The organism is Streptomonospora alba, assembly GCF_000826685.1.
In the GTDB taxonomy this organism is placed as follows: Bacteria; Actinomycetota; Actinomycetes; order Streptosporangiales; family Streptosporangiaceae; genus Streptomonospora; species Streptomonospora alba.
The window spans coordinates 165,035-183,159 of the sequence record NZ_JROO01000027.1 but is presented as its reverse complement, the minus strand read 5'-3'; the positions used below and the strand labels follow the sequence as shown (position 1 = coordinate 183,159).

Annotated in this window: 13 protein-coding genes; 8 read left to right on the top strand and 5 right to left on the bottom strand. The window is 73.1% G+C overall.

Going from position 1 to position 18,125, the window contains the following annotated elements; genetic code table 11:
- Positions 1-157: 157 nt before the first annotated feature.
- Entirely contained in the window at positions 158-1,780 is a 1,623-nt protein-coding gene (locus LP52_RS14330) for a serine hydrolase domain-containing protein (protein ID WP_040273985.1), read from the top strand.
- Positions 1,781-2,152: 372 nt separating this feature from the next.
- Here the strand turns inward: LP52_RS14330 and LP52_RS14325 are convergent, their stop codons facing one another.
- Both LP52_RS14325 and dacB read right to left on the bottom strand, forming a co-directional pair.
- Entirely contained in the window at positions 2,153-3,085 is a 933-nt protein-coding gene (locus tag LP52_RS14325; protein ID WP_052809838.1) for a hypothetical protein, read from the bottom strand.
- Between the two features lie 81 nt (positions 3,086-3,166).
- Positions 3,167-4,798 carry a D-alanyl-D-alanine carboxypeptidase/D-alanyl-D-alanine endopeptidase gene (gene dacB / locus LP52_RS14320; protein ID WP_040273983.1) on the bottom strand — a complete coding sequence of 544 codons (1,632 nt, stop codon included), beginning with the start codon at positions 4,796-4,798 and terminating at the stop codon, positions 3,167-3,169.
- A 332-nt stretch (positions 4,799-5,130) separates the two neighbouring features.
- Here dacB and LP52_RS14315 point away from each other — a divergent pair, with 332 nt between their 5' ends.
- A complete protein-coding gene (locus tag LP52_RS14315; protein ID WP_040273981.1) occupies positions 5,131-6,561 on the top strand; it encodes a sodium/glutamate symporter in 1,431 nt (476 codons plus the stop codon).
- 193 nt (positions 6,562-6,754) lie between these two features.
- Here the strand turns inward: LP52_RS14315 and LP52_RS14310 are convergent, their stop codons facing one another.
- Positions 6,755-7,792 (bottom strand): trypsin-like serine peptidase, encoded by a 1,038-nt coding sequence (locus tag LP52_RS14310; protein WP_040273980.1) that lies wholly within the window; start codon positions 7,790-7,792, stop codon positions 6,755-6,757.
- A 203-nt stretch (positions 7,793-7,995) separates the two neighbouring features.
- Here LP52_RS14310 and dxr point away from each other — a divergent pair, with 203 nt between their 5' ends.
- The 5 genes from dxr (at position 7,996) to LP52_RS14285 (ending at position 14,986) form a co-directional block, all read left to right on the top strand.
- Positions 7,996-9,195 (top strand): 1-deoxy-D-xylulose-5-phosphate reductoisomerase, encoded by a 1,200-nt coding sequence (gene dxr / locus LP52_RS14305; RefSeq protein ID WP_040274084.1) that lies wholly within the window; start codon positions 7,996-7,998, stop codon positions 9,193-9,195.
- Between the two features lie 22 nt (positions 9,196-9,217).
- Positions 9,218-10,576, top strand: a complete 1,359-nt coding sequence (locus LP52_RS14300) for a M50 family metallopeptidase (protein ID WP_040273978.1) — start codon at positions 9,218-9,220, stop codon at positions 10,574-10,576.
- A 407-nt stretch (positions 10,577-10,983) separates the two neighbouring features.
- On the top strand, positions 10,984-12,141 hold the full coding sequence (gene ispG, locus LP52_RS14295; protein ID WP_040273977.1) for a flavodoxin-dependent (E)-4-hydroxy-3-methylbut-2-enyl-diphosphate synthase: 1,158 nt from the start codon (positions 10,984-10,986) through the stop codon (positions 12,139-12,141).
- A gap of 207 nt (positions 12,142-12,348) precedes the next feature.
- Complete coding sequence (locus LP52_RS14290) at positions 12,349-13,929, top strand: alpha/beta hydrolase (RefSeq protein ID WP_052809837.1); 1,581 nt, start codon at positions 12,349-12,351, stop codon at positions 13,927-13,929.
- Positions 13,930-14,143: 214 nt separating this feature from the next.
- Positions 14,144-14,986 carry a GNAT family N-acetyltransferase gene (locus LP52_RS14285; RefSeq protein WP_040274082.1) on the top strand — a complete coding sequence of 281 codons (843 nt, stop codon included), beginning with the start codon at positions 14,144-14,146 and terminating at the stop codon, positions 14,984-14,986.
- Between the two features lie 230 nt (positions 14,987-15,216).
- On the opposite strand, the gene LP52_RS14280 is transcribed toward LP52_RS14285, so the two are convergent.
- The gene (locus LP52_RS14280) at positions 15,217-16,185 is read right to left on the bottom strand and encodes an ATP-binding protein (protein WP_040273975.1); all 969 of its coding nucleotides are present in this window, start codon (positions 16,183-16,185) and stop codon (positions 15,217-15,219) included.
- A 397-nt stretch (positions 16,186-16,582) separates the two neighbouring features.
- Between LP52_RS14280 and LP52_RS14275 the strand changes: the two genes are divergently transcribed.
- Positions 16,583-17,152: an ATP-binding protein gene (locus LP52_RS14275; protein WP_040273974.1), complete on the top strand. Its 570-nt coding sequence runs from the start codon at positions 16,583-16,585 to the stop codon at positions 17,150-17,152.
- A 15-nt stretch (positions 17,153-17,167) separates the two neighbouring features.
- Here LP52_RS14275 and LP52_RS14270 read toward each other — a convergent pair whose 3' ends face one another.
- A complete protein-coding gene (locus LP52_RS14270; RefSeq protein ID WP_052809836.1) occupies positions 17,168-18,019 on the bottom strand; it encodes an AMP-binding protein in 852 nt (283 codons plus the stop codon).
- Between the last annotated feature and the right edge of the window lie 106 nt (positions 18,020-18,125).

Here is an 18,125-nt window from a genome sequence, read left to right as displayed (position 1 = left end):
CCGGTTCCCGCCGCGAAAGGTGCGGGCCGGGCCCGGCGAGGCTCCCGTACCGGTGCGCCGCCGCGGCACCCGGCCCCGGCCGCGCATGACAGGTGTCATCGCCGATCGCTGACATCGCCGACTACAGTGCGCGGCCGGTGCCCACCACGCTGATCCCATGACTCGCGACGACACCGCACCACCGCCGGCGGCGGACGTCCCGCCCCCGCCCCACGGCCCCCGGCGCAGCCCGAAACCCCCGCTGACGCGGCGTGCTCCGGGCCGCGTATGGGCGGCGGCGGGCGCGCTGGGCGCCGCCGCGGCCGTGGCCGCCTACCTGGTCATGCCCGCGAAGCCGCCCGCCGAGCCCGGCGGAGCGCAGCTTCGGGGGGCTCCGGTGCTCGCGGATTCGGTGGCCGCGAGCGTCGACGGGCGCGAGGACCGCGTGCAGGGGCTGTCGGTGGTGGAGGTCGAAGGCGAGGAGACGCGCTTCCTCACGGGAGGCACGATCGACGGCGAGCGGCCCGTGCGCGAGGACACCCGCTTCGCGACCGGTTCGGTGTTCAAGGTCTTCACGGCCATGGCCCTGGCCGACCTCGCGGCCGACGGCGAGACCTCCCTGGACCGCACGCTCGGCGAGGTCTTCGCCGACCTCGACTTCGCCTCGCCCGCGACGGCCGCCATCACCCTGGAGGAGCTGGCCGCCCACCGCTCCGGGCTCCCCCGGATCCCCGCCGGCGGCATGGCAGCGGGTGTGGTCACCCCGTTCACCGGCACCGACCCCTACCGCGCCATGCCGCCGGTACGGGAGTCGCTGGCCGCCGCGGTGCCCGTGCAGGGCGGTCCCGAGTGGAGCTACTCGAACTTCGGGTACGCCGTGCTGGGCGCCGCGCTGGCCGAGGAGGCCGGCATCCCCTACCCGCGGCTGGTGCGCGAGCGCGTCCTCGACCCGCTGGGCATGGACGACACCGTCATGCGCGGCGCCGACCGCGACGGCCTGCCGCGGCACGCCGCCCTGCCGCACTCCGTGCCGGGCAAGCGCGTGCAGGCGTGGAGGTCCCGGGAGTACCTGCCCGTGGGCATCGGCACCTGGACCACCGCCGGCGACATGGCCCGGTTCCTGCGCGCGGTCGTGGACGGCAGCGCGCCGGGCTCGGCGGCCACGAAGCCGCTCCACGACGGCCCGGTGTCCGAGACCCGCACCGGGCTCGGCTGGCTCACCACCGACTTCGGCGGCGGCGTCGAGCTCGTGCAGCACAGCGGGGCCACCTACGGGGCCACTGCGTTCATCGGCTTCCAGGGCGAGCGCGGCGCGGTCGTGCTGTCGAACAGCTTCAGCGCCGACGCCGCGACGATCGGCCCCCGCCTGCTCGACGCCCCCGATGTGCCTCCGCTCGCCGCATCCCCGGCCGCGTCGCCGGTGGTGGGGCTGGCGACCACGCTGCCACCGGTTCTGCTGCCGCCCCTGATGGCGCTCTCCCTCATGCTGCGCCGGCGCACCCTGGTGGGGCAGCGGCCGCTGGACCGGCTGCGCATCGTCTCGATGACCGCGGGCACCTCCGCCGCGCTGCTGGCGGCGCTCCCGCTGGGCGACTGGGTCAGCACACCTCCGGCCCTCTGGGCGGCGTCGGCGGGAACCGTGGTCGCCGCGGGGGCGGTCGGCGTCTGGCACTGGCCGCGCGCGGCGGTCGAGGCGGGACGCGTGCGGTGGCTGCACGCCGCCTGCTTCGGCCTGTCGCTGCTCGTCTCCACCGCGGTGCTGCTGACTTCCGTCCACGCGCTGCTGGCTGCCTACGGCTAGATGTACTCAGCCGGCACGTCGGTGCCACACCGGCGTCGGCTGTCGACCCATGCAGAAGACCTCCAGTGCTGTGGAGAGATCCGCCTCCACACCACGGGAGGTTCTGCACAGCCCGCGCCAGCGCACACCCGACCGCCTCCGGTCATCTCGCGCCGATGCGCTCACCGCTGGATCCGCCGCGAGGGCACCGAAGGCACAGCCGGACCGGCCGACCGCTGCAGCCGCGCCCGGCCCAGCGCGAACAGGCCGTGCTGGACCACCGCCCCTGACCGAGCACAGCCGGCGTCGGCTCCCGCCGGGTCGCGAAACGCAGGCCGGCGGGCGGCTCGCGGCGACCCGCCCCTTTCCCCGCGGGCGCCGAGCGCCGGGACCTCAGCCCGCGGGGAGGCGGTCGCAGACCTCCAGCAGCCGTGCGCGCAGGCCGCCGGCGCGTTCGGCGAAGGCGCGCTGCGCCTCGACGTAGGCGGCCTTGCCCTGCTGCGTCTCGATCCGGACCGGCTCGTAGCCGTGGTCGCGCAGATCGTAGGGCGAGGCGCGCATGTCCAGCTCGCGGATGTCGCGGGCCAGCTCGAAGCAGTCGGCCACCAGCTCGCCGGGCACGCCGGGGGAGAGTTTGTAGGCCCATTTGTACAGGTCCATGTTGGCGTGCAGGCAGCCGGGCTGATCCAGGTCGACCTGCGAATCGCGGGTGGGCTGCAGCCCGTTGCGCGGGCGCGCGGCGTCGGTGAAGAACCGGAACGCGTCGAAGTGCGAGCAGCGGATGCGGTGCGACTCGACGACCCGGTCGGTGCCCTCGGCGCCCAGCCGCAGGGGGACCTGCGCATGGCGGACCTGCTCGGCAGGCAGGCGGTAGACCATCGCCCACTCGTGCAGCCCGAAACAGCCCAGGTGGGCGGGCCGCTGCTGCACGGCGCCCAGCAGCGCGCGCACGAACTCCACGGTCGTGCCGCGCTTGGCCGCGAACGCCTCCGTGTCCAGGGCGGCGCCGCGCACCGTGCGCCCGTGGGCGTCGGTGGCGGCGGCGCGGTACCACCCGCCGCCGGACTCCCGGTGGTCGGCGCCTTCCAGCAGCACTCCCGGACCGGGATGCCAGCGCCGCAGCTGCGCGGGACGGTGGCTGTAGTAGGTGAAGAGGAAGTCCTCAACCGGGTGGGCGATCCCGCGGCGCCGCCGGTCGAGGTGGCCGGCCAGCAGCGCGTCGACGCGCTCGTGGTGGCGGTGCTCCCGCTCGCGCCAGGTGTCGGCGTCGAGCACGTCGAGCCCGCCCTCGGGCGAAGCCTCCACCGCTTCACTGCTGCGCTCCATCGCCTCCCAGGGTAGGGCGCCGTAGCACCCGCACCGTCAGGCCGTGCGCACTCACCGGAGCCGTCCGGGACCGGCAGCGGCTCAGCAGGTGCCGGCCCAGCTGCACTCCAGCTCGGCCTCAGGCGCGCCGGGCGCGACGCGCTGGGCGGCGGTGGGCCGTTCGACGGGCGCGGTGTCGTCGCGGGAGAACTCGGCCAGCCGCACGGAGATCGCGTCCTGGATACCGCGCGGTGCGCCGCCGTCGTGTCCGTTGTTGATGATCGAGAAGGCCAGCAGCTCGCCGTCGGCGGCGGTGGCATAGCCCGACAGCGCGCTGACACCGGTGAGTGTTCCGGTCTTGGCCCGCACGTTGCCCTCGGCGGCGGTGCCGCCCATGCGGCCGGACAGCGTGCCGCCGACCATCCGGTCGGGGGCGCCGGCGACCGGCAGCGCCTTGTGCCATGCGTCGAACCACGGGCGGTGGCGTACCCGGTCCAGCAGCCGCACGGCGGTCGCGGCGCTCAACCGGTCCGAGCGGGCGAGGCCCGAGCCGTCGTCCAGCGCGACGCCGCGGGTGCCGACGCCCAGGCGCCACAGGGCCGACGCCGCCACAGCGGTGCCCGCGTCCCAGCTGCCCGCGCCGACGGTCTCGCGTCCCATGGCCTTCATCAGGATCTCGGCGTGGCCGTTGTTCGACAGCTTCATGAACGGCACCAGCAGGTCGCCCAGCTCCATCGAGGAGCGTTCGGCGACGGCCTCGGCCCGGGGCGGCGCGGTGCCCCGATCCACTGCGCCGGCCACGTGCACGCCGTGGTCGCGCAGGGCCGCGGCGAACAGGTGCGCGGCGTGGTCGGTGGGCTCGTGCACCGTGCGCAGCGTGGAGTAGGTGCGGTCGGTCGGCAGCGAGCCGCGGGCGGTGAAGTCGTTGGTGCCCCGCGCGCGGTCCACGGCGAAGGTCGAGGCGCTGCCGGGCGCGCCGGTCGAGCCCTCCTCGGCCAGGGCGAGGTTGTCGGTCATCGGGTGCAGCGCCGTGGCGACGGGATCGCCCGCTCGGGTGCCGGGCTCGGCCTCGACGTCGACCACCCCGGTGTCGTAGTCGCCGTTGGCGGCAAGGGTCAGCGCCGAGATCTGCGCCGAGTAGTAGTAGGGCTCGTCGGCCGGGTCCCAGGCGGGGGAGAGGCGCTGGTCGTCGAAGTGGGTGTCGTCGGCGAGCAGGTCGCCGGTCACCTCGGTGACACCGGAGTCGGCCACCTCGGCGGCCAGTTCGTCTACGGCCCCGGCGGTGAGCGTGGGGTCGCCGGTGCCGATCAGGTGCAGGTCGCCCTCGACGACGCCGTCGCCGGGGTCGTCGACGGCGGCGACGGTGGTGGTGAAGCGGTAGCCGGGGCCCAGCACCTCCATCGCCGCCGCGGACGTGAGCAGTTTGGCGTTGGAGGCCGGGACGAGCGGCGTGCGCGCCTCCTCGCGGTACAGGACGTCGCCGCGGGTGAGGCTGCGCACGAGCACACCCGAGGAGGCGCCCTCCAGCCGCGCGTCGGCGAGCAGCGCGTCGATGTCGCTGCGCAGGTCGGCGACGCCCGTAGCGGTCGCGGCGGAGGCCGGAGCGGCCGCGGCGGCCAGCAGGGCGGCGCTCACCGCGGCGGCCGCGGCGGCGGAGCCGGCGCTGGCGGCGAGGCCGCGCGGGCGCGCCGTGCCCGGGGCGGGGCGGGAGGCCGGGTGACTACGGTTCGGCATGGCGCTGTAACTTACAGCAGTTGCGGTCCCCCGGGGAAGGCCGCCGCACGGGACCGCCGGTCGAAGCGGCCGTGCCGGGTCTCGGGCGCGCGCCACGTGATCGTCGTCTCGGTCGGCGCCGCGACGGCCATCCGCCGCACACGCGGATCGCGCCGACGGCGGGCGTCGCCGCACCTTGCGAGTCTTCCGCAGGCGCGCCCGGGATCGTCGCCGTCCGCGATCCCTCGCGTGCGAGGCGTAGCATTGCGACGCTGACGACGGCGAAGGGTCCCGCCCGCCGCGGCGGGCCCGTCGGCGACACCTCCTCGCGGGAAAGGAATTGCGGGCATCTGATGTCACCCGAAGCGATCGGTTTCGCGCTCCTGCTCATCGGAGTCGTGCTGCTGGTGGCCAAGCTGATCCGCGTGCGGTGGAAGCTGGCGCAGCGGCTCTTCCTCCCCAGTTCGATCATCGGCGGCGGCATCGCGCTGCTGCTGGGTCCCGACGTCTTCGGGCGCATCGCCGCGGCGCTGGGCACCGACCGCTTCACCGAGGGCGGCCTGTGGGGAAGCGGCGTGATGGAGGTCTGGAGCGCCCTTCCGGGGCTGCTGATCTCCCTCGTCTTCGCCGGACTCTTCCTCGGCCAGCGCATCCCCAACGTGCGCGAGGCCGGGCGCCTCGCGGGGCCGCAGATCACGCTGGGGTTCGCTTTCGGTACCGGGCAGTACGTCGTGGGCCTGCTGCTGGCACTGCTGGTACTGGGGCCGGTGTTCGGCCTGCCGCCGCTCACCGGCGCACTGATCGAGATCGGCTTCGAGGGCGGCCACGGCACCGCGGCCGGCCTCAACGAGACCTTCGAGCAGGCGGGCTTTCCCGAGGGCGAAGACCTGGCGCTGGGCATGGCCACCATCGGTCTGCTCACCGGCATCATCGCCGGGATCGTCCTGATCAACTGGGGCGTGCGCACCGGACGCACCGCCGAGCTCTCCGCATCCGCCACGCCGTCGGTGACCGAGCGGATGGGCGTGGTCGAGCGTGAGAACCGCACGGCGGCGGCGACGCTGACCGTGCACCCCTCCTCGATCGAGCCGCTGGCTCTGCACTTCGGGCTGCTGGCGATCGCCGTCATCATCGGGCAGCTGCTGCTGTGGGGCCTGCAGGCGTTGGAGGCCGCGCTGTGGGCCGACACCATCGAGCTGTTCGAGTACGTGCCCCTGTTCCCGCTGGCGATGATCGGCGGGATCGTCATGCAGATCGTCATCGACCGCGTCGACCGGCTGCAGGTGGTCGACCGGCAGATGATCGAGCGTATCCAGGGCTTCTCGCTGGACGCGCTGATCATCTCGGCTCTGGGCACCCTGTCGCTGCAGGTGCTGGCCGCCAACTTCGTTCCGTTCCTGCTGCTGGCACTGGTCGGCGTCACCTACTGCATCGCCGTGTTCCTGTTCCTGGCGCCGCGGATGCTGCCGGACTACTGGTTCGAGCGCGGCATCGGCGACCTGGGCCAGTCGCTGGGCGTGACCGCCACCGGGCTGATCCTGATGCGGGTGGCCGACCCGGAGCTGCGCACCCCCGCCTATCCCGCCTTCGGCTACAAGCAGCTCATTTTCGAACCGTTCTTCGGCGGCGGCCTGGTCACCGCGGCCGCGATCCCGCTGATCCTGCAGTTCGGGCCCGTGCCGCTGCTCGTCGTGATGGCCGTGCTGCTGGCGGCCTCGCTCCTGCTGGGCCTGCTGTACTTCGGCCGCCGCCGGCCCGCCCCGGCCGCGGATTCGCGGACCTGAGAGCGGGACCCGGTCGGCGCCGCACGAGACGTCGACCGGGCCGGGCGCCCCGCACGCCTGAGATGCGCCACCGGCGGCCCGGCTCCCCTCGGCACGGGCGGCGTGGGCTCGGCGGCCGACGGAAAGCGGGCGCCGCGAAGCGTCTCCGGCGGGCGGCGGGGGCCGCGGGCTCCCGGTGCCCCCGCCGCCCCGGCTAGTACGACTGGGCGCGCTCGAAGAGCTTGCGGGCGGCTTCGCCCAGGTGGGGGCCGTACTGGGTGCGGGTGTCGTCGGCGTATTTGAAGCTGATCACCGAGACCACGGTGCCGGTGCCCGACTCCCGGTCGAAGCCGCTCAGCCACGGCCCGCCGCTGGAGCCCTCGGTCATGGAGCAGGCCATGCCCTCAGCGGTGGTGCCGCCGTCGTCCTCCACGGTGCGGCCCGAGCAGTAGTGCAGCCGGCGCCCCTCGAACCTGCCGGTCGCCGGGTAGCCGAACGCGTAGGTGGGATCGTCGGGCTCGGTGTTGAAAGCGATGGGCTGGGCGCCGACGCGGTCCTGGACGTGTTCGCCGTCCGAGCGGTTGAGCACCGCCATGCCGAAGTCGTAGCTGTCGTCGGGCCCGTTCGACCACTGCGGTGCCACGAACATCTGCCGTGCGGTGTAGCGCCCGTTCGGGCTCTCGCCGTCGTCGTATCCGGGGACGAACGCCCAGTTCTCGGCCCAGGGGCCGGAGCCGTCCTTGAGGCAGTGCCCGGCGGTGAGGACGGTTTCGCGGTTGTCGGCCGAGACGACAGCGGCGGAGCAGGTGAAGTCCCGCCCGTTCATCGTGAGGAAGACCTTGCCGGTGGTCGCGGCCACGCGTCCCCCGCCGGTCCAGGGCCGGCCGGCGCTGGAGGAGTCCCCGGCCGCCTGCTGGTCGGACGCCTCCGGCAGGACGCTGTCGGCCAGATCGTCGAGCGCGGGGATCAGCGGCTCCGCCTCGGCCATGCGCTGAGGGCTCCAGTAGTCCAGGACCGCGCGGTGCTCGTGGTCGCCCACGGCGGCGGCCTGGCGCACGGCCCCGTGCTCGCGTTCGGCGGGCTCGGTTCGGTCCTGTGCCTGCTGGGACGAGGGGGCGACGGCTTCGGGCGAAGCACCGGCCCCGCCGTGGTCGGCGGGATCGTTCCCGGGCTGAGCCCCGGACGGCCCGGTCAGCGCCGTGACCGCGCCGAGCAGGGAGGCGATGAGTTTGTGGGAGGCGGGTGAGCGCATGGCCCCGGATCATGCCATACTTTGTGTAATCGAGTGACTACTTTGGGAAAGTATGGCGGGTCGGACGGACGGCCCGGGTCCGTGACGCCGCTCGCTCTTGTGGACGGCGCTCCGTCGGAGCTGCCGCGATGGGCGACAATGGCGGTGTGCGAATCGCGGAGCAGCTACTTGCGGACGTCCCTGCCAAGCGCCGGCGCGAGGTCGTGATCCTCGGCTCCACCGGCTCCATCGGAACCCAGGCGATCGAGGTCGTCACCGCCGAACCCGACCGCTTCCGCGTCGTGGGTCTGGCCGCCGGCGGCGGTCGGCCCGACGTGCTGGCACACCAGGCCGCCGCGCTGGGCGTCGAGGCGGTGGCCGTGGCCGACGAGCGCGCGGTCGGCGACGTGTCCGCGCGCCTGCGCGAGTGCGGGTCCTCGGCCAAGGTCCTGGCCGGGTCCGAGGGCGTGGCCGAACTCGCGGCCTGGCAGTGCGACGTCGTGCTCAACGGCATCACCGGAGCGCTGGGGCTGGAGTCCACGCTGGCGGCGCTGCGGGCCGGGCGGCTGCTGGCGCTGGCCAACAAGGAGTCGCTGATCATCGGCGGGCCGCTGGTGCGCGAGGCCGCCGAGCCCGGCCAGATCGTGCCGGTCGACTCCGAGCACTTCGCGCTGGCCCAGTGTTTCCCGCGGGCCGCGCCGGGCGCGCTTTCCAGCCTCGCCCAAGGCCAGGTCGCCGCCCCGCTGGACGAGGTCCGCCGGCTGGTCATCACCGCCAGCGGCGGCCCCTTCCGGGCCCGTACCCGCGAGGAGCTCGCCGGTGTGACACCCGCCGAGGCCATGAACCATCCGACGTGGGACATGGGCCCGGTGATCACCGTGAACTCGGCCACGCTGGTCAACAAAGGGCTGGAGGTCATCGAGGCCCACCTGCTCTTCGACATCCCCTTCGACGGCATCGAGGTGGTGGTGCACCCGCAGTCGGTGATCCACTCGATGGTCGAATACGTCGACGGCTCGACCCTGGCCCAGGCCAGCCCGCCCAGCATGCGCATCCCCATCGCCTACGGCATCGGCTGGCCCGAGCGCGTCGGGGCCGCCGCTCCGCCCATCGACTGGACCAGCGCCCACACCTGGACCTTCGCCCCGCTCGACGACGACGCCTTCCCCGCCGTGTCGCTGGCCTGCGAGGTCGGCTCGGCCGGCGGCACCGCCCCCGCGGTCTACAACGCCGCCAACGAAGAGGCGGTGGCCGCGTTCCTCGGTGAAACCCTGGCATTCCCCGCCATCGTGGACACGGTGGCACAGGTAGTCTCAGAGCATCGGGTGGGGGTCGCCGCGTCCGATCTCTCGTTGGCCGAGCTGTATGCGGCCGACGAATGGGCGCGCCGCCGCGCCCGGGAGCTGATCACGCGGGCGGTATGACGAGAGGTACGGGGAGAGGTCCATGGTCACGCTATTGACCGCCGCGGGGATCGTGCTGTTCTTCCTGGGACTGCTCTTCTCCATCGCCTGGCACGAGCTGGGCCACCTCGCCACCGCCAAGATGTTCGGCATCCGCTGCACCCAGTACATGGTCGGCTTCGGCAAGACCCTCTGGTCGCGCACGTGGGGCGACACCGAGTACGGCATCAAGCTCGTGCCGCTGGGCGGCTTCGTGCGGCTGGTGGGCATGATCCCGCCCGCGGACAAACCCCGCGAGACCTCGGCCAAGCCCCTGTCGCGTTGGCGGGCGATGATCGAGGACGCCCGCGAGGCCAACACCGTCGAGCTCGAACCCGGCGACGAGAACCGCCAGTTCTACCAGCGCCCGCCCTGGAAGCGGATCATCGTCATGGGGGCCGGGCCGGGGATGAACGTGATCCTGGCCGTGGTGCTGTTCGCCGCCATCATGATGGGCATCGGCGTGCCGCAGAACACCACGACGGTGAACAGCGTGTCCAAGTGCGTGCTGCCCGCCGACGCCGCCAGCACCGACTGCCCGCCCGGCGCCGAGCCCAGCCCGGCCATGGAGGCCGGCATCCGTCCCGGCGACGAGATCGTGGGCGTGGCCGGCGAGCCGGTCGACGACTGGCACGAGGCCAACACCGCCATCAAGCGCAACATCGGGCCCACCGACATCACCGTCGAGCGCGACGGCGGCCCCCGCACGGTCACGGCCGACCTCATCGAGAACCAGGTGGTAGCGCGCGACGACGACGGCGAGGTCGCCTACAAGACCGACTCCGACGGCGAGCCGGTCACCGACGAGCGCGGTTTCCGCGTGCCGGCCATGGAGACGGCGGGGTTCCTGGGCATCACCTTCGCCCAGGAGCGCGAGCCGCTGACCCCGGCCCAGTCCGCCGAGCGGATGTGGGAGTCGGTCGTGGGCGTCGTCGACGCCCTGATCGGCCTGCCCGGCAAGGTCGACGACGTCTTCCGCGCGGCGTTCATGGGCGAGCAGCGCACCGTCGACTCTCCGGTGGGGATCGTGGGCGCCTCGCGCATCGGCGGCGAGGTTCTCTCCCAGCCGATCCCGATGACCGACCGCGTCGTGTTCCTCGCCAACATGCTCGCCGGGGTCAACCTGTTCCTGTTCGCTCTGAACATGGTGCCGATCCTGCCGCTGGACGGCGGGCACATCTTCGGCGCGCTGTGGGAGTCGGTGCGCCGGGGCCTGGCGCGGCTGTTCCGGCGGCCCGACCCGGGGCCCTTCGACGTGGCCAAGCTGATGCCCGTGGCCTACGTCGTGGTGGCCTGCTTCGTGGTCTTCAGCCTGATGCTGCTGGTCGCCGACGTGGTCAATCCGGTGCGCCTCACGCAATGACGACGGCGCCCGGTCGCCGGTGCCCCGTATCGCCATGAAACGTCGGCCGTGTCGACGATGCCTCCCTGCTCCCGCTATCGTGTCGCCTGTTGCGCATGAGGCCCGTGGGGCCGCAGTGATCGCCGTACCTCGGAACCACGCATCCGCCTTGCCCCGCTCCGCCGGTGATCTTCGGAATCGAAATGCGGGGCGAATCACCGCAATCACGCTGCGAACGGTCACCCTCTGTTCTCTTGGCCAGGGCGTAACGTCCCACTCGATACGGGTAGCCTTGTCAGCGTGTCGGAGCGCCCGGAGTCCGATCCGGCGCCCCCGGCGGCGGCTCTCCGCTGTCCGCTGCCCAGATTTCAAACCGACTTCTAACGATGCTGCCGGCCGAGCCCCCGGCAGCCGTGAGGTGAAAACGCGTGACCGTCGATCTTGGAATCCCCGCCGCCCGACCCCGCCCGCTGGCTCAGCGGCGGCAATCGCGGCAGATCATGGTCGGCAATGTCCCGGTCGGTGGGGACGCCCCCGTTTCCGTGCAGTCGATGACGACCACCGTCACATCCGACATCAACTCCACGCTCCAGCAGATCGCCGAGCTCACCGCCTCGGGATGCCAGATCGTGCGCGTCGCCGTGCCCAGCGCCGACGATGCCGAGGCCCTGCCGATCATCGCCAAGAAGTCCCAGATTCCGGTCATCGCCGATATCCACTTCCAGCCCAAGTACGTCTTCGCGGCGATCGAGGCCGGCTGCGCCGCTGTGCGCGTCAATCCCGGCAACATCCGCAAGTTCGACGACCGCGTCGGCGAGATCGCCAAGGCCGCGAGCGACGCCGGTGTGCCCATCCGCATCGGGGTCAACGCCGGTTCGCTGGACAAGCGGCTGCTGGAGAAGCACGGCAAGGCCACGCCCGAGGCGCTGGTGGAGTCCGCGCTGTGGGAGTGCTCGCTGTTCGAGGAGCACGGCTTCCGCGACATCAAGATCTCGGTCAAGCACAACGACCCTGTCGTGATGATCAACGCCTACCGTCTGCTCGCCGAGAAGTGCGACTACCCGCTGCACTTGGGCGTCACCGAGGCCGGGCCCGCCTTCCAGGGCACCATCAAGTCGGCGGCGGCTTTCGGCGCCCTGCTGTCGGAGGGCATCGGCGACACCATCCGGGTGTCGCTGTCGGCGCCTCCGGCCGAGGAGGTCAAGGTCGGCAACCAGATCCTGGAGTCGATGGGCCTGCGCGAGCGGGGCCTGGAGATCGTCTCCTGCCCCAGCTGCGGGCGCGCGCAGGTCGACGTCTACAAGCTGGCCGACGAGGTCACCGCTGGGCTGGAGGGCATGGAGGTCCCGCTGCGCGTGGCCGTCATGGGCTGCGTGGTCAACGGCCCGGGTGAGGCCCGCGACGCCGACCTGGGTGTGGCTTCGGGCAACGGCAAGGGCCAGATCTTCGTCAAGGGCGAGGTCGTCAAGACCGTCCCCGAGGCCCAGATCGTCGAGACGCTGATCGACGAGGCCCAGCGCATCGCCGAGGAGATGGAGAACGAGGGCGCCGAGCCCGGCGAGCCCTCGGTCTCCATCGCAGGCTGACCGGCGGCGTCCTCCCGGCCGTCTGAGCGCGGCCCGGAGCCGAGCCGCCCGGCTCTCTCGCGGACCCCGGCGGGCACCGTGCCCGCCGGGGCCCGCTTTTCCCCATGGGAAGCCCTGCGGTCCCGCGCGCGGCCCATACCGTGTCGCTTCCGCGTGTCCATGCCGAACACGGAGAGAATTCATTCGATGACACTGCGTCGGAGGGGGATGGGCGTGGCTTCTTCCCGGTGGGTGGCCGCGGCGGCCCTGGTTGCCGCCGCCGTCCTGGTGCCGGGGCCGGCCGCGGCCGACACCGGCGTGCGGCAGCGGTTGGACTGGGGCGAGTGCACCGGCCTGGAAGTCCCCGGTGACAGTGCGGTGCGCTGCGCTCGCCTGAGCGTCCCCCTCGACCGCGACGAGCCCGGCGCGCACGGCGCGACGGCCGAACTCGCGCTCTCCCGGGTGGCCGCACGCGCCGAGCGCAGGGGAACCCTGGTGGTCAACCCCGGCGGACCGGGCAGCCCCGGCCGCCTGTGGGCCGCTCGCACCGCGGCCTCGCTGCCCGCCGACCTCCGCGACCACTACGACGTCGTCGGCTTCGATCCCCGCGGCACCGGCGCGAGCACCCCCGCCGTCTCCTGCGACCCCGCCCACTTCGAACCGCCCCGCCCCGACACCGTGCCCGCGACGCCCGCCGACTCCTCCCGGCTTGCGGAGCGCGCCGCGGACTACGCCGCGGCCTGCGCCGACTCTCCCGCTCCGCTGCTGGAGAACATGACCACCGCCGACTCCGCCGCCGACATCGACGCCATCCGGCAGGCACTGGGCCTGGAGCGCATCGACTACCTCGGCTACTCCTACGGCAGTCTGCTGGGCGCGGTCTACGCCACGCTCCACCCCGACCGGGTGCGCCGCCTCGTGCTGGACAGCGTCGTGCACCCCGGCCGTCCCTGGTTCGAGAGCAACCTGCGGCAGAGCCGCTCGCTCGACGGCGCCGCGCAGAACTTCTTCGCCTGGACCGCCCGCCACGACGACGCCTACGGCCTGGGCAGCACTCCCGGCGAGACCGCCGCCGCTTACTACGACGCCCGCGCCGGGCTCGCCGAGCGCCCCGCCGAGGGCGTCGCGGGCCCCGCCGAGCTGGAGAGCGCCTACCTCGCCGCCGCCTACAGCACGTCCACCTGGCCCGACCTGGCCGACGCCCTGGCCGACCACGCCGAAGGCGACAGCACCGCCCTCGTGGCCGCGCACGAGAAGTACGGCGAGAGCCCCGAGGACGACGCCTCCTACGGCCCCTACCTCGCCACGCAGTGCACCGACTCCCACTGGCCGCAGGACCCGCGCACGTGGCTGGAGGACGGCGCCGATACCCACGCTGACGCACCCTTCCACGCCTGGAACAACACCTGGTACAACATGCCGTGTGCGTCCTGGTCCGCGCCGAGCCGCACCTGGTTCGAGGTCGACGGCGGCGCCGTGGACGACGCCCTGCTCGTCCAGGCGAGCGAGGACGGCGCCACACCCGTGAAGGGCGCCTTCGCCATGCGCGCCCGATTCCCCGGCGCCCGGCTCGTCGTCGAGCAGGGCGGGCTCTCCCACGGCGTCTCACTGGGCGGCAACCCCTGCGTCGACGGAGCGCTCACCGACTACCTGAGCGAGGGGAGCCTGCCCCCGGCCGCGGACGAGTCCGGCGAACCCGACCTCGCCTGCCCCGCCGCGCCCGCTCCCGAACCGTCCGACCCGGGCGGCTCCTCCGGCGGTGACACGCGCGAACCGCAGGCCGCGCCGTACCCCCTCCTGCCGTGGTGACCGGCCGCCGCGGTCGGCAGCCGACACCCGCGCGCCCGGCCGCCCGCCGCGCGCGCGGACCGCATCCGCACCGGGAGCGGCATCGCCTCCGGGGTCGTTTAGTCTGGGAGGCGAGGAACATGACTGTTCACGGCGCGGGACCGACCTTCCGGGCCGCCACCCGGCGGCCGCGCGCATGCGGCGGGACCGCCTGCAACCGGACGGGGTGATGCAGGTGCTGCGGACCTCATCGGTGCGTGTACTCGACGAAGGCGATCGCGACTCCGTCCGGGCTCTGCTCGACGCCGACCCCGTGGGAAACGTCTTCGTCAGCTCGCGACTGCGCAGCGCCGGCATCGACTCCGGCCGCCTCGGCGCCGAACTGTGGGGATACATCGAAGGCGGCCGCATCACCGCGCTGTGCTACTCCGGCGCCAACCTGGTCCCGGTCAACGCCGGGCCCGACGCCATCCGCCAGTTCTCCGAGCACGCGCGGTGGCAGGGCCGGCGCTGCTCCTCCATCGTCGGCCCCGTCGACGCCGTCGCCGACCTGTGGAACCGGCTCAGCCCCGCATGGGGGCCGGCTCGGGCCATCCGCGAACGCCAGCCCGTCATGGAGATCTCCCGGCCGCCCGCCGTCGACGCCGATCCCCAGGTGCGCCGGGTGCGTCCCAGCGAGATCGGCATCCTGCTGCCGGCGTGCGTGGCCATGTTCACCGAGGAGGTCGGCGTCCCGCCCGACGCCGGCGACGGCGGCTCGCTCTACCGCGCCCGGATCGAGGAGCTGGTGCGCACCGGCCGCGCCTTCGCCCGCATCGAGGACGGCCGCATCGTGTTCAAGGCCGAGATCGGAGCCGTCACCGAGCACGCCTGCCAGGTGCAGGGCGTGTGGGTGCACCCCGAGCTCCGCGGGCGCGGCCTTTCCATCACCGGCATGGCCGCTGTCGTGCAGTACGCCCTCGCCGAGATCGCCCCGCGGGTGACCCTCTACGTCAACGACTACAACGCCCCCGCGCGCGCGGCCTACCGCAGTGTGGGCTTCCGCGAGGTCGGGGCGGTGCGTTCGGTGCTGTTCTAGGGACAGCGGGGGCGGCAGGTCGGCACCGAGGCCGCCATGGCACACGCCGTCGACGCCGACGAGGGACCTCTCGCCGCGCAGTACCCGGCCACGGTCGTCGTCGGCACCGATCGCGCCGATCACCGGCGCCCCCACCGAAGTGGAGCCGGAGACCGTCGGCCGGTGCTGCGGCCGGTCACGGGGATGAGAGGGGGCCCGCCCCCGGCGGTACCCCCCGCGCCAGGGAACACCTAGGCGCGCTGGGCCTCCAGCGCCTCCGGACCCATCACGAACTCCGGATCGATCTGCGCCTCCAGATCGGTCCCGGTCGTCGTGTTGGCCCACGCGCGGGCGTTGCGCGCGTGGAACTCCGCGCTCTGCCGGGTGAACCGGGCCCAGTCCTTGGGTGCGGTGTCGACGCTGTCGCGCATCCAGGCCAGCGTCTTGGCGTTGTCGTCCTCCAACTCCGCCAGGTCGGGGTGGCGGCCCTTCTCCATGGCGCGCACGAAGGACGAGTGCCCGAAGCACGCCGACAGCGCCGAACCCACGTGCTCGCGCAGGAACTCCACGTCGCCCTCGTCCTGCACCTTGTTACCGATGACGCGGATCTCCACGTCGTGGTCGCGGGCGTAGTCGGCGTACTGGCGGTAGACGCCGACGCCGCGCAAGGTGGGCTCGGCCACCAGGAAGGTGACGTCGAAGCGGGTGAACAGGCCTGAGGCGAAGGAGTCGGCACCGGCGGTCAGATCGACCACCGCGTACTCGCCGGGACCGTCGACCAGGTGGTTCAGGTACATCTCGGCGGCGCCGACTTTGGAGTGGTAGCAGGCCACGCCCAGGTCGTCCGTGCTGAAGGGGCCGGTGACCATGAGCGTCGCTCCTGCGGCGGGATGGCCGAAGCGGCGGTGGATCGGGTTGGCGGGCGTCATGTCCAGCAAGTGCGAGCCGCGCCCGGGCGGTGTGGTCTTGATCATGGCGTCGGCCGAGGCGATGCGCGGGTTGCTGCCGCGCAGGATCTCCTTGATCTCCGACAGGTGCGAACCCAGCGGCGGGATCCGCGCCAGATCGTCGGGCGCCAGCCCCAGGGCCGCGCCCAGGTTCTGGTTGATGTCGGCGTCCACGGCGACGACCTCGGCGCCCGCGGCCGCCAGGTAGCGGGTGAACAGGGCCGAAAGCGTCGTCTTGCCGCTGCCGCCCTTGCCGGCGAATGCGATCTTCACAGGTGGCCTCCCGGGTGTCCGGTGACGGGTTGGATTCCTACAGCGCGGCGCCGCCGCGGCGGCACACACGGTAATGGAAACGATTATCGTTGCTGGAAGGGCGTCTGTCACCTCGTTCACCGGATCGTGTCCTGGTGGCCCGGTTGCCGGTTCGAGGAGGGGACCCGCGAAGGCCGCACAGGCACGCCGCAGTGGCGCGTACCATGAATGGGCAGGTCAAAGGGTCCCTCTGAGGTTGCGTCGGCCTCCCCCGAATCGATTCGGGCCGACACGGGGCCGTGTTGTGCGGGGTATGCGGGAGTCACCGCGGCCGGATGTGCTGTCCTGGTGGAGGTGTGGCGTTGTCTAAGGTGAGGCCGTCGGCTGTCGCCCGGTGGTGATGGGGAGTGAGACGGGAATGAGTGATTCGCAGCGACTCCGCGAACACGCCGCTGCCGACACGGCCGCCGCCGACCTCCGCTCCGGCGCCTACGGGCACGAGAGCGCCGAGGATCCCGCTGAGGCGATCGAGGCCGAGGCCGGCGCCTTGGAGGCGAGCGAGGAGACCGGAGCCGCCACCGACCACACGGTGTGGAGCTGCGTCGGCAACCTGACCGCCGTGCGCTCGATCCGCGCCCGTGTGCGGGAGTTCCTGGAGCGTTCCAAGCCGCCGCAGCCCGTGTTGGAGGACGCCGAACTGGCCTCCAGCGAGCTGGCCACCAATGCGCTGCTGCACTCCCGCTCGGGCCAGACCGGCGGCGTGATGACCCTGTTCATCCGCTCGGGCCGCGATCGCGTGCGGGTCGCCGTCGCCGACCAGGGCGAGAAGAACCAGGCGCCCGGCTCCGGCGACGCCGACCGCGGCGACACCGACGACTACGGGCGCGGCAAGCTCATCATCGAGAGCTGCACCACCCGCAGCGGGGAGTACTGGACCGACACCACGCACGTGGCGTGGTTCGAGATCGACGTCGACCGCGAAGCCTGAAGGCCGGGCCCTTCTTCAGCCCGCGGCGTGCCGAACGGCGACGCGGTGGGGGACCGGCGAGCATCGCACGGTGGCGGCGTGGGCGTCGGCCACGGCCGTGATCCCGGGATCGTCGTCGGCGGCCGTGGTGATCACCGAGGCGCCGGCCCACAGCGCGGCGGCACCGAGCACGGCGCGTTCCGACTCGTCGGATCCGGCGTCGAGCACGACGACGTCCCGGCAGGTCAGCGCGAGCTCGCGGCTGACGGTGTGGAACCTGCCCAGCAGTTCGCGGTGGCCGTGCAGGGTGCTCTCGATCCCCGACACCCCGGCGGAGCAACTCAGGATGCCGTTGTCGAAGAGCCCGCGCGCGGGGTCGTAGCCGCTGCCGTCGGGGCTGGGCTGCAAAAGCTCGCTGAACGGAGTGGTCTCGGGCGCGTCGCCGAAGGCGACCACCTGGCGCACCCGTGAGCGGTCGGCCAGCTCACGGGCGATGCCCGCCAGCGGCGCGCTCACCAGGACCATCCGGGCGTCCACGGTGGTGAGGATGTCGGTGATGGTCTCCAGGTCGGAGTCGAGGTCCAGCGGCAGGGCCAGCCCGCCCATCGCCATGACCGTGTAGACGGCGGTCAGCCGGTCCGGGCCGACCGGTGCCAGGACGCCGATGATGTCGTCGGGGCACATGCCCCGCCGCACCAGCCCTGCGGCGGCCCGCTCGACCGTGGCGGCGAAATCCACGCCCGCGATCGCGGTGCCCCCGCTGCCGGACACGGTCGGACGGGCCTCGGTGCGGCGCAGCCGGGCCAGCAGGCCGCCGGTGAGCGACCCCACCGGCGCTGCGCCGCCGAGGAAGGGCGGTCGGTCGTCGTCGGAGCCCTCGGCCCTCATCGGTCCCCCATCTCGCGTTCGCGGCCGGGCTCGTCACGCCCCCTCCACGTGACGAGCCCGGCACTCCCCGTGCGGTCGGTGCCGTGGGCGCCTCCCCTCTGCGCGC